The organism is Isoptericola croceus (assembly GCF_029382255.1).
Classification (GTDB): domain Bacteria; phylum Actinomycetota; class Actinomycetes; order Actinomycetales; family Cellulomonadaceae; genus Isoptericola; species Isoptericola croceus.
This window is the reverse complement of record NZ_JARLLG010000001.1, coordinates 198,302-210,351: the sequence shown is the minus strand read 5'-3', so window position 1 is coordinate 210,351 and position 12,050 is coordinate 198,302. Positions and strand designations below refer to the sequence as shown.

Annotated in this window: 8 protein-coding genes; 4 read left to right on the top strand and 4 right to left on the bottom strand. The window is 72.1% G+C overall.

What is annotated here, in order from left to right; all coding sequences use genetic code 11:
• Nucleotides 1-11: 11 nt before the first annotated feature.
• From PZC42_RS00960 to PZC42_RS00950, 3 genes are all read right to left on the bottom strand, one after another.
• Nucleotides 12-1,496 (bottom strand): mannitol dehydrogenase family protein, encoded by a 1,485-nt coding sequence (locus PZC42_RS00960; protein ID WP_277207474.1) that lies wholly within the window; start codon nucleotides 1,494-1,496, stop codon nucleotides 12-14.
• A gap of 76 nt (nucleotides 1,497-1,572) precedes the next feature.
• Nucleotides 1,573-2,916 (bottom strand): heparan-alpha-glucosaminide N-acetyltransferase domain-containing protein, encoded by a 1,344-nt coding sequence (locus tag PZC42_RS00955; RefSeq protein ID WP_277207471.1) that lies wholly within the window; start codon nucleotides 2,914-2,916, stop codon nucleotides 1,573-1,575.
• Between the two features lie 96 nt (nucleotides 2,917-3,012).
• Nucleotides 3,013-5,151 carry a S9 family peptidase gene (locus PZC42_RS00950; RefSeq protein WP_277207469.1) on the bottom strand — a complete coding sequence of 713 codons (2,139 nt, stop codon included), beginning with the start codon at nucleotides 5,149-5,151 and terminating at the stop codon, nucleotides 3,013-3,015.
• Between the two features lie 174 nt (nucleotides 5,152-5,325).
• Between PZC42_RS00950 and PZC42_RS00945 the strand changes: the two genes are divergently transcribed.
• The 4 genes from PZC42_RS00945 (at nucleotide 5,326) to PZC42_RS00930 (ending at nucleotide 9,884) form a co-directional block, all read left to right on the top strand.
• On the top strand, nucleotides 5,326-6,498 hold the full coding sequence (locus PZC42_RS00945; protein WP_277207466.1) for an FAD-dependent oxidoreductase: 1,173 nt from the start codon (nucleotides 5,326-5,328) through the stop codon (nucleotides 6,496-6,498).
• Nucleotides 6,499-6,731: 233 nt separating this feature from the next.
• Entirely contained in the window at nucleotides 6,732-8,018 is a 1,287-nt protein-coding gene (locus PZC42_RS00940; protein ID WP_277207464.1) for an ABC transporter substrate-binding protein, read from the top strand.
• A gap of 67 nt (nucleotides 8,019-8,085) precedes the next feature.
• Nucleotides 8,086-8,988 (top strand): carbohydrate ABC transporter permease, encoded by a 903-nt coding sequence (locus PZC42_RS00935; RefSeq protein ID WP_277207463.1) that lies wholly within the window; start codon nucleotides 8,086-8,088, stop codon nucleotides 8,986-8,988.
• Nucleotides 8,985-9,884, top strand: coding sequence for a carbohydrate ABC transporter permease (locus PZC42_RS00930; protein ID WP_277207461.1), 900 nt, complete (start codon nucleotides 8,985-8,987; stop codon nucleotides 9,882-9,884). The genes PZC42_RS00935 and PZC42_RS00930 overlap by 4 nt, the downstream gene beginning before the upstream one ends.
• Nucleotides 9,885-9,901: 17 nt before the next feature.
• On the opposite strand, the gene PZC42_RS00925 is transcribed toward PZC42_RS00930, so the two are convergent.
• Nucleotides 9,902-11,947, bottom strand: coding sequence for a bifunctional copper resistance protein CopD/cytochrome c oxidase assembly protein (locus PZC42_RS00925; protein ID WP_277207459.1), 2,046 nt, complete (start codon nucleotides 11,945-11,947; stop codon nucleotides 9,902-9,904).
• Nucleotides 11,948-12,050: the final 103 nt, after the last annotated feature.

The window sequence follows — 12,050 nt, the reverse complement described above, 5'->3', positions numbered from 1 at the left end:
CCCCTCGGGTCTCAGCCCACCAGCCGCTCGACCGTCGCCCGCGCGCCGTCCCGGTGCAGCGACGTCAGCGCCTCGAGGTACGCCTCGGTGAAGCGCGGTGAGTCCACGAGGTCGCCGAAGAGCTCGCGGTCACGCAGGAACGCGAGCGGGTCCTCGCCCTGCCGCGCCGCGGCGGCGCGGAGCCGGTCGGCCAGCCGGTCCACGATCTCGATCGGCGCGCCCTGCTCGTCCACCCCCTCGTCGTAACGCGCCCAGGCGGCCACGACGGCGGCTGCGCGGTGGACCTCCCCGCCGGCAGCCAGGTTCTCGCGCACCACGGGCAGCAGCCACTTCGGGATCCGGTCGGATGACTCGGCGCACAGCCGCGCGAGCGTGTCGCGCACCGTGGGGTTGGCGAACCGCTCGATGAGCGTGCGCCGGTAGTCGTCGAGGTCGATGCCGGGCACCGGCTGCAGCGTCGGTGTCGCCTCCCGCTCCATGTAGTCGAGCAGGAACCGCACGAACGACTCGTCGGCGCAGACCTCGTGGGCGTACCGGTAGCCGGTGAGGTACCCGAGGTAGCACAGCGCCTGGTGGCTCGCGTTGAGCAGCCGCAGCTTCATGAGCTCGTAGGGCTCGACGTCGTCGACCACCTGGACGCCGACATCTTCCAGGGGCGGGCGTCCGTCGGCGAACCGGTCCTCGAGCACCCACTGGGTGAACGGTTCGGCCACGACGGGCCAGGCGTCGTCGGCGCCGAAGCGCTCCGCGACCATCGCGCGGTCGGCGTCCGTGGTGACCGGCGTGATCCGGTCGACCATCGAGCTCGGGAACGGCACGTGCTCCTCGATCCACGCACCGAGCTCGGGGTCCTTGAGCCGCGCGAACGTGCCGAACATGCGGTGCGCGACCTCGCCGTTGCCCTGGATGTTGTCGCAGCTCATCACCGTGAACGGCGCGACCCCTCGGTCGCGACGGCGCCGCAGCGCCTCGGTCACGAGGCCGAACGAGGTGACGGGCACGGCGCCGGGGGCGAGGTCGGCCTGGACGGCCGGGTCGGACTCGTCGAACTCCCCGGTCACCGGGTGCACGTTGTACCCGCCCTCGGTGACCGTGAGCGAGACGATGCGGATCTCCGGCGAGGCCATCTTCTCGATGGCGGCCTCCGGGTCGTCCGGGGCGAGCAGGAAGTCCACGACCGACCCGATCACGCGACCCTCGAGCGTGCCGTCCGGGTGCTTGAGCACCAACGTGTACAGGCCGTCCTGGGCCTTCAGCGCGTCGCGCATGCGCGCGTCGTGCGGCAGGACGCCGACGCCGCAGATCGCCCAGTCGAGCGCCTGGCCCCGGGCCATCAGCCGGTCGAGATACATCGCCTGGTGCGCGCGGTGGAAGCCGCCCACGCCGAGGTGGACGATGCCCGCGCGCAGCGCGGAGCGGTCGTATCCCGGCACGGCCAGAGGCTCGGGGCCGGCAGCGGGCAGGGCGCCCACGGTCTCGTCGGTGAGTGAGGTCATGGCGCGTCCTTGCTCCGTCGGGTCCAAGACCACCAACGTAACAGATGAGCAGAATCGTGCGCGCATATGAGCGCCATTACCTGCCGGGCATCGCACCACGGCGCGAGACGACCGAGACGAGCCGCTCCAGCGGGCCCTGGCCCAGCCAGCGCTTCCACACGACCGCGACGACCAGGGCACCGGCGACCAGCAGGCCGAAGAACAGGGTGGTCCGGTCCTCCACCCACGGGCCGCCGAGACTCAGGGCCACGATGTGCAGGGCGTACAGGGTCAGCGCCATCGTCCCCGCGGCCGCCACCGGGTGCAGCACACGGCGGACCGGTCGAGGGGCGAGCAGGCACAGGCCGATGAGGAGCAGCGCGACGCCCGACGACCCCACGACCTCGAAGGTCGTGCCTGAGTGCGGCTCAGCACCCACCAGCGTCGTGAGACCGACGGAGAGGTCGAGCCCCTTCCCCTTCTCGTCGTCCCACTCGTCGGCTCCGGACTCCGACCGGCTCGACGGCTCGCAGTAGACGAACCCCTCCGTGTCCGGGTAGCAGGTGCTGTCGGACAGGTCGATCGTCTCCCCCGGCACCCCCTTGTCATACGGGTCGGCGCCGTCCGAGCTGAGCGAGTCGACGTCGGAGGAGCTGGACCCGAGCCAGTCCGACGACGGGCCGGAGGACGAGTCCATGAACGGGTCGAGCTGAACCCCCGCCGCACGGGCCGAGGCCCAGCCCCCCGCGTAACCCGCGACCGCGAGCAGCAACCCCACCGCCACGAGTCGAGCACGCACCGCCCGGCTCGTCAGGTCCAGCCTCCCGACCCCGAGGCCGAGGAGCACGAACGAGATCCACACGACACCCGGGTACGTCCCCGCGAACATGATGTCGAGGAAGCCCGTCGGATAGACCTCCCACGCGCCGAACACGTCCATCAGGAGCCACTGCACGATCGGTCCGACGACTGCCAGGGCACCCGCGAGGACGAACAGGCGCCGCGGGGACCAGCGCAGGAACGGCAGGGCGATCACCAGGAGGACCGCGTACACCTCGAGGATGACGATGACCGAGTCGAACGCGGCGAGGACGGCGCCCAGCGCGTAGATCAGGGCGGCGCGCACGAGCACCCGGGTACGGGCATCACGCAGCGCCTCCCCGCTCACTGCCCTGTGCCCACCGGACATCAGCGCCAGCGAGACCCCGGCCAACGTCGCGAAGAGGATCGACGATCTCCCGTGCACCACCGCCGCCCAGGTGGACGGGTCCCAGCCGATCCTCTCCGTGACGAGCGTGTGCGCCCCGAACATGCCGATGATCGCGAGACCTCGTGCGAGGTCGATGCCCTTCAGCCGGGGCCGGCGCGGCCGTACCGGCGGGGCGGGCGGTGTGCTGCTCTGCGGCGCGGTGGGCACCGGCGGCTCTGCGATCTGCGTCATGCGCTGAAAGTAGCTCTCGCCGCGACGCCGCCCATCCCTCCCCGGTACGGTCTTCAGCAGTCTGAAGATCCACCCCAGGGTGGATCCTCAGACGGCTCAGCCGAGCGTCGTCGGCAGCACCGCGTCCCCCTCGCCGGCCGGCACCTCGAGCACGTGCTCGGCCAGGAACGCGAGCACGCCGGCGTACCAGACCTTCGCGTGCTGCGGCGTGAGCACCCAGTGGTTCTCCGTCGGGAAATACAGGAACCGGTGGGCCGTCGCGCCGTCGTCGTCCGCCGGCAGGCCCGAGTCTGCCAGGAGCTCGCGCCACAGCCGCAGCGCCTCCCCGATCGGCACCCGGTAGTCCTTGTCCCCGTGGATCACGAGCATCGGCGTGCGGATCTCACCGACGAACCGGTGCGGGCTGTGCGCCTCGGCCATCTCGGGCGTCATCTCGCGCGCCCAGTAGTAGGCGTGGTCCGTCGTCGGCCCGAACTGGTCCAGCGCCCACAGCGAGGCGTGCGTGACGATCGCGCGGAACCGGTCCGTGTGCCCCGCCACCCAGTTGGCCATGTAGCCGCCGAACGACCCGCCCATCGCCGCCGTGCGCGAGGCGTCGACCTCGTCGAGCGCCTCGGTCGCGTCGGTGATCGCCAGCAGGTCGGTGTAGGGCTTGTCGCCCCAGGCGCCCCAGCCGCGGGCCACGAACTCCTGCCCGTACCCGGTGGACAGCGCCGGGTCCGGCAGCAGCACCGCGTAGCCGCGGGCCACCATGATCCACGGGTTCCAGCGCCACGACCACGCGTTCCACGAGTTGAGCGGCCCGCCGTGGATCCACAGCAGCAGCGGCGCCGGGTCCGACGCCGACGCACCGGCCGGCAGCGCCAGCCAGGCCCGCACGCGCGCGCCGTCGGCCGCCGTCGTCGCCACCTCCGTCAAGGTCCCCGGCAGCTCCGGGGCGGGCACCGGCGCCGGGAGCACGACGGCGGCGACCGGCTCGCGCTGCCCGGGCGCCCCGGCCGCGACGAAGGCCGCCAGGTTCACCCGGACCGGCTCCGACGGCGCCGCGTAGGACACGCGCAGGGCGTACAGGGCCGAGCCGTCCGGGGCTACCTGGACGTCGGTGAACGTCGCGTCGTCGGCCGTCACCTGCTCGACGGTCACCGGACCCTCGCCCGCACCGCCGTCGAACGTGAGCAGGAAGACCGGGCCGCGCCCGTCGTCGTCGGCGGTGACCAGCAGACCCGAGGAGTCGGGCAGCCACGTCAGCGACGTGGGCCAGCGGTCCCAGTCGTCCGCCAGGACCTCGGGCTCGCGGTCCCCGGCGAGGGCGACCAGGCCGGCACGCATCACCGGTGACTCCGTGGGCGAGGTGATGGTCGACGTGATGTACGCGACCCACCGCCCGTCGGGCGAGACCACGGGCGAGGCCAGCTCGGCGTCCGGGTCGTCGACCAGGGTGCGCCGCTCCCCCGTCGTCGTGTCGATCGCGACCAGCGTCTCGCGTCGGGCAGCGCCCGGGTCGTCGACCGTCCAGGTCGTCACCAGCGTCGCGCCGTCCGGCGACAGCGCGGCCCCGGCCTCGTCGAGCTGGCGGCCCGCGCCGGTGAGCTGGCGGAGCTCGGGCTGCTCGCCCTCGCCCCGCTCGCCCGCGGCCGGCGCGCCGAGCGTCAGCACGAAGCGACGGTCCGCGTCCGGGCCCAGGTCGTGGTCCCAGTGCCGCACCGGGTAGCCGGTGTGCCACACGGCGTCGATCTTCAGGTCCTTGCGGACCTTGCGCAGCTCGGCGTCCTCGGCGAGGTCCGCCGCCGAGGGCAGCACCGGCGCCGTGACCGAGACGACCTCGGCGTCTCGCGCCGTGCGGACGCCACCGATCCCACCCGGAGCGGTCGCGATCACCCGCGCCTCACCGCCGGCGGCGGGCAGGCTCCACAGGGCCGGGCGCGCGTCGTCGTCGGCCTTGCCGTCGGGGTCGGGCCGTGCCGAGGTGAACAGCAGGTCCCCGTCGGCGGCGAACACCGCCGAGGACTCGCCCTTGGCGCTGCGGGTCAGGCGCCGCGCCGGGCGTTCCCCGGCAGGGTCCACCTCCCAGAGCGCCGAGACGTAGCCGGTGCGGTCGGCATCGAGGCTCTGCACCGCCGTCACGAGCCGGGTGCCGTCGGCACTGAGCGCGAGCCCTCCCAGACGGCGGAGCGCCAGGTAGGAGTCGAGGTCGTGGAACGGTGTGGGCGGGTTCGCCGAGGTGTCCTGAGTCACCCTCACGGGTCTACCACAACCACCGGCGTCGTCGGAGGCTCACGGCCCGCACCGCGCCGGGTCGCGACCCCCCGGGAACGCCGGACCGAACCCCAGGTGAACACTTGTCGAACACCTTGTCCACAGGCCATCCCCGCCTTGTACGCCGTCCACCTGCTCGGGCAGATTCTGGACGTGAACCACGACAGCACCCTGCCCCCGCTCCCGGCGAAGGTCGACCTCGCGGTCGTCGGAGCGGGCGCGGTCGGCCTCGCGCACGCCGTCGAGGCGCACGTGCGTGGGCTCTCGGTGCTCGTCGTGGATGCCGCCCAGCGCCCTGCCGGCAGCACGGCCCGCCGCGGCGGGCACGTCGCGATCACGACGCAGGACTCCACGGCGCTCGCCTGCGCGCTCGCCTCCCGGGAGCGCTGGCTCAAGCTCGGACGCGAGGCGGGCTTCGGCGTCCGGGAGAGCGGCGCCGTCGTCGTCGCCCGGCACGTCGACGAGCTCGCCGTCCTGGACGACCTCGTCGCCGCCCGCGCCGGCGACGCCACGCTCCTCACGGGCCAGGAGGTCGCCGACCACGCCCCCGCGCCCGACGCCGTCGGTGGCGCGCTCCTGCCCCTCGACCTGCGGGTCGAGCCCGCCTCCGCCCTCGGCATCATCGCCGACTGGCTCGGCGGACGGCCGCAGGCCCACGTCGCCTGGACCACCGCCGCCCAGACGTTCGACGCCGGCAGCGGCTGCACGCTCCTGCGCACCTCACGCGGCGAGGTCGTGGCCAAGCGCGTCGTCGTCGCGGTCGGCCACGACGTCGGGCAGCTCTTCGGCGAGGTCGGTGACCGCCTGCTGCCCGTCCGGCGCCAGATGCTGCGGATCTCCTCCCCGCTGCCCGACGGCGGCCGGGCGGCCGAGCGGGTCGCGGCCGGCCCCGTGCTGGTCGGCGCCAGCACCCTCCTGCGGGACAGCGCCTACCTGCACAGCCGTGCCCTCGGTGAGGTCCGCGAGCGCCTGCGGACACGGCACCCCGACCTGCTGGCGGCCGAGATACATCTGACGCTGGCCGCCCAGCCCGACGGCTCCGTCGTGGTCGGCGACGGCCGCGCCCCGGCTGACGCGCCGGGCCGCTCGGAGGACGTGGACGAGCTGCTCCTGCGCGAGACGGCGGCGCTGCTCGGCACGGGGCGTCCCACCGTCCGCAGCCGCTGGTCCGCGACGGAGGTCGTGCGCGCACCGGAGCCCGGGGCCGACGACCCGTTCGTCCTGACGGAGCCCATGCCGGGGGTGCGGACGGTCACCGTCGCGGACGGTCTGGCGACGACGACGGCGCTCGGCCTAGCTCCTCGGATGCTCGACTCGCTGTTCTGACCAGCGGCGGCCGAGGAAATATCACCATTTTGAGCAGCAATCCTGAATGGAAGAGGAATGCGCTATTTGACATGATGAGAATCACGCCGAGGTCACGGTTGATTGCATCTTGAGCTCATTCATTGACACCTTTGTTTCCGAGTCGTTGTATATGAGCGGGAGGACGGGTGCGCCGACGCATCCGGTCGCAGCACGGATCGCGATCCCCCGGGTCGACGAAGGCGATGGTGAGCATGCGTACTGCACGACTCATGACGGCGGCCGCGAGCGCCGCGGTCCTCACCCTGGGCCTGGCGGCCTGCGGCGACGGCGGCGACGGCGACGGCGGCACGACCGGCGACGACATGGCCGGCGGCGAGCAGGTGGAGGTCTTCACCTGGTGGGCCGCGGGCTCGGAGAAGGCAGGCCTGGACGCGCTGGTCGGTGTGTTCGAGGAGCAGCACCCGGACATCCAGTTCATCAACGGCGCGGTGGCGGGTGGTGCCGGATCCGCGGCCAAGGACCTGCTGCAGTCCCGCCTGCAGGCGAACGACCCGCCGGACACCTTCCAGGCGCACGCCGGCGCCGAGCTGCAGGACTACATCGACGCCGCGCAGATCGAGGACGTCTCCGGCCTCTACGACGAGTTCGGGCTCACCGAGGCGTTCCCGCCGGACCTGATCGACCTGCTCACCTCCGACGGCGCCATCTACTCGGTCCCGTCGAACATCCACCGCGCCAACGTCGTGTGGGCCAGCCCGTCGGTGCTCGAGGAGGCCGGCCTCGACCCGGCCGCCGAGTACGCCGACCTCGACGCCTGGTTCGAGGCGCTCGACGCCGTGGAGGAGACCGGCAAGACCCCGCTGTCGATCGCCGCCCCCTGGACGCAGGTGCACATGCTCGAGACGGTCCTGCTCGCCGGCCTGGGTGCCGAGGGCTACAACGGACTGTGGGACGGCAGCACCGACTGGGAGGGCGCCGAGGTGACCGCGGCTCTCGAGGACTTCGAGAAGCTGATGGGCTACACCAACACCGACCGTGACGGCCTCGACTGGCCGGACGCGATCCAGCAGGTCATTGACGGCGAGGCCGGGTTCAACGTCATGGGCGACTGGGCCGAGGCCGCCTTCCAGGAGGCCGGCGCGACGTCACCGGACGACTACGTCTACTTCCCGGTGCCCGGGACGGACGGCACGTTCGACTTCCTGGCCGACTCGTTCACGCTGCCCGTCGGCGCTCCGGACCCGGCAGGTGCGAGGGCCTGGCTGGAGACCGTCGGCTCCGCCGACGGTCAGGTGGCCTTCAACATGGCGAAGGGAGCCATCCCGGCGCGCACGGACGCGGACACCTCGGACTTCTCCGAGTACCAGCAGACGGCGGTCGAGTCGTTCGCCAGCGACACGATCGTGCCCTCGCTGGCCCACGGCGCCGCGACGCCGGTCGCGATGCTGAACACGATCACCGACGCGACGAGCAAGTTCACCGCCGGGGCGACGGACCTGGCCACGTTCCAGTCCGAGCTCGCCGCGGCGACGATGTGACACCCGGGGGCGGGGGGCGGTCTCGACCGGAGGCCGGCCCCCGCTCCTCGCACCTCCCGGAGGACCCATGTCACACCGACTGCGACGGTACGGACCGCCGCTGCTGCTCCTGGCGCCGTCGCTGATCCTGCTGGCCGTGTTCGTCTTCGGCCTCCTGGCGGCGAACTTCCAGACGTCGATCACCGACAACCGCACCGCCGCCCAGGCCACCGGCCAGCAGCCGACCACCGTCGTCTGGTTCGAGAACTACGTCAACCTCCTGGCGAGCGACGCCTTCCAGCACTCCCTGCTCAACCTGCTGCTCTTCACCGTCGTGTTCCTCGTCGGCACGATGGTCATGGGGTTCGGCTGGGCCTGGCTGCTCGACAGGCCCGCTCGCGGCGAGGGCGTCTTCCGGTCGGTCTACCTCTTCCCCATGGCGGTCTCGTTCGTCGCCTCCGGTGTGGTCTGGCGCTGGCTGCTCAACTCCAACCAGGGCGAGAACGCGAGCGGGCTGAACCGGCTCTTCCAGATGATCGGGCTCGACTTCCTGCAGAACAACTGGTGGAACAACATCACGTTCGGCATCGTGGCGATCGCCATCCCGGCGATCTGGCAGCTGTCCGGATACGTCATGGCGCTCTTCCTCGCCGGGTTCCGCGGCATCCCGGTCGAGCTGCGCGAGGCGGCCCGCATGGACGGCGCCACCGAGTGGAAGCTCTACCGGCACGTGCTCTTCCCGCAGCTCTCGCCCATCGCGCTGTCGGCGCTCATCATCATCGGGCACATGTCGCTGAAGTCGTTCGACCTCATCATGTCCATCTCCAGGCCCGCGAACTATCAGACGAAGGTGCCCGCGGTGGACATGTACCTGTTCAAGTCGAGTTTCGACTACGCCAACGCCGCCGCCGTCGGGACCATCCTGCTGGTGATCGTCGCGGTCGCCATCGTGCCCTACCTCGCCCGCACCAGGAAGGAGGACGCGCGATGACCAGCCAGGTCTCCACGCCGGTCCCCCCACCGGGCGTCGAGGGCCACCCCGGCGGCCTCCGGAAGGCGCCGCCGGCACGCTTCTCCACCGGGCGCACCGTCCGCTACGCCGTGATGGTCCTGTTCGTCCTCATCGTGCTGATCCCGGTCTACGTGCTGTTCGTGACGAGCTTCAAGGGGCCCGGCGACGCCTCGCCGACGCGCGCCTGGAACCTGCCGGCCGACTGGACGCTGGACAACTGGATCGGAGCCTGGCAGGCGCTCGCCCCCTCCATCGGACGCAGCTTCCAGATGGTCATCCCCGCGGCGGTCATCTCGGCGGTCCTCGGGTCGATGAACGGCTTCGTGCTGTCGCGCTGGTCCTTCCGCGGTGCCGACATCGTGTTCACGCTGATCCTGTTCGGCATGTTCATCCCGTACCAGGCGGTGATGATCCCGCTCCTCACGCTGATGCTGGGCGCGGGTATCCCGAGCGGCGTGCCGTCGCTGATCATCCTGCACATCGTGTACGGCATCCCGATCACCACCTTGATCTTCCGCAACTACTACCGGACCGTGCCGCACGAGCTGATCGAGGCGGGCCGCGTGGACGGCGCCGGGATGCTCCGCACGTTCTGGTCGATCATCCTGCCGCTCTCCATACCGTGCTTCGTCGTGGTCCTCATCTGGCAGTTCACGAACGCCTGGAACGACTTCCTCTTCGCGGTGTTCTTCTCCTCGAGCCAGAACGGGCCGGTCACCCTGGCGCTGAACAACCTGGCCAACGGCGCACTGCTGCAGGACTACGGCGTCTCGATGGCCGGCGCCCTGCTGGCGTCCCTGCCACCGCTGCTCGTGTACATCCTGCTCGGCAAGTACTTCGTCGGCGGGCTGATGTCCGGTTCCGTGAAGGGGTAGGACGGTCCTGGCCGTGCTCAGCGGCCGGCGGTCTCGTCACGGTCGGACATCTTGGCCAGCATGTCGTTGTATGCGGTCAGCTCCGCGTCACCGTCGCGCTCGGCCTGCCGGTCGCGGCGCCGGGCCTCCCGCTCGTCGGAGCGGGTCCACTGGACGGCGACGATGATCGCCAGCGCGAGCGTCGGCAGCTCGCCGATCCCCCACGCGATACCGCCGCCGCGCTGCTGGTCCTCGATGGCGCTCAGGCCCCAGTCGCGGCCCATGTTGCCGTACCAGTCGGCGACGAGCAGCGACGTCCCCGTCGTGAGCACGACGCCGAAGAACGCGTGGAACACCATCGTCGCGAAGAGCAGCACGAGCCGCATCGGGTAGCCGGGACGCTGCGGGCCGGGGTCGATACCGACCAGGGCGTTCGCGAAGAGGTACCCGACCAGGGTGAAGTGCACGATCATCCACAGGTGCCCGAGGTGGTTCGTCAGGGCGAACTCGAACAGCGGGGTGAAGTAGAAGACCGTCATGCCGCCCGCGAACAGCACCGCGGCGACTACCGGCCGGGCCAGGAACTCACCCCAGCGCGAGTGCACCAGCGCCAGGACCCACTCCCGGGGTCCGCGCGACCCGTCCCGGCGGCCCGGGACCGCGCGCAGCAGCAGCGTCACCGGTGCCGCGAGCACCAGCAGCAGCGGCACCAGCATCGCCAGGGTCATGTGCTGGACCATGTGCCCGCTGAAGATGACGTGCCCGTAGACGGTCGGGGCGCCGTTGGTGGTCCAGATCATCACGAGCATGCCGGCGCACCACGACAGCGTCCGGCCCAGCGGCCAGCGGTCACCGCGACGGCGCAGCCGGAGCGCCCAGCGAAGGTAGACCACGATTCCCGCGACACAGGCGAAGGCCAGGATCGGGTCCAGGGCCCACTCGGTGAACCACCGGGCCGCCGTCGGCTCCGGCGGGAGCGGGTAGCCGGTGAGCTGGTAGGCGGGCGAGGCATCGGTCGGCACCTCGTCGGGCACGGGCGGTGCGGTCGACCCGAGCGCCACCGCCACCCCCGACACCGCACCGATGACCAGGAGCTCGACCGCGAGGAGCTGCCAGAACAGCCGGCGCACGACCGGTGCCGCAGCCCCCGGGGCAGCCGGCCGACGCTCCAACCGGCCGACGACCCGACGGCGGTGCGCCCAGCCGAGGGCACCGAGCAGCACCGTCAACGCCGCCTTGGTGAGGAGGAGCACGCCGTACCGCGTCGTCAGGTCGTCGGGGCCGTCCATCCGGAGCCACGCGTTCGCGAGGCCGGAGACACCCACTGCGACGAGGCACCAGGCCGCGACGGGCGAGTACCGCGCCACCGCGTCGGGGGTGACGTCGTCGAACCGGCCGCCGACCAGCACGACCAGTGCCGCGAGCCCCCCGACCCACAGGGCGGCCCCCACGAGGTGCAGCCACATCGCGCCGACCGCCAGCGAGTGGTCGGCAGCGCCCGCGGCGTGCCCCGTCGTGGACTGCATCGTCAGCGCGGCGAGGGGCAGCAGCGCCGTGCACAGAGCACCGACCGGGCCTCGCACGGCGAGGGCGACACCCGACGTGAGCGCCGCGAGCGCGACGATCCCCAGGGTGGTCCGGCCGAGGTCGACCTCGGTGACGAACTGGGCGAGACCGGCACCGAAGTCGTCCGCCGACGGCGAGAGCGCGGAGACCACCGCGTACTGCAGCACCAGCTCGACCACGGTGGACACGGCCCACACCGCGGCGGCCCAGCCCGCGACGACGAGCAGGCGGGACACGGCCCGACCGGACGGCACGAGGCACGCCGCCGCGACCAGGCACCCGAGCGTCACCGAGACGCCGATCTCCCCCAGGACCGTCGCGAGCGGCATCCCCCAGCGTGCGACGGCACCCGGGTCGGAGAACGTCCCCAGCGCCGCGAACGCCCCGGAGTACGACCCCGCGGCGAGCAGCGCCAGGATCGCGACGAGGACGGCGCCCGGCCCGGCCGCCACGATCCACCAGGGCCGTGGCGACCCCGCGGCGCTCGTGGTGGAAGCAGCAGGAGCGGTGGAGGTCACCCGTCCAGCCTAGAGGCGGGCTCGCGCACCCCCGGACGCCCCAGCTGTGACACTGCTCGCGCGGACCTCCGTCCGCCCGGGCGCGGGTGCCGTCCTCGTGCGC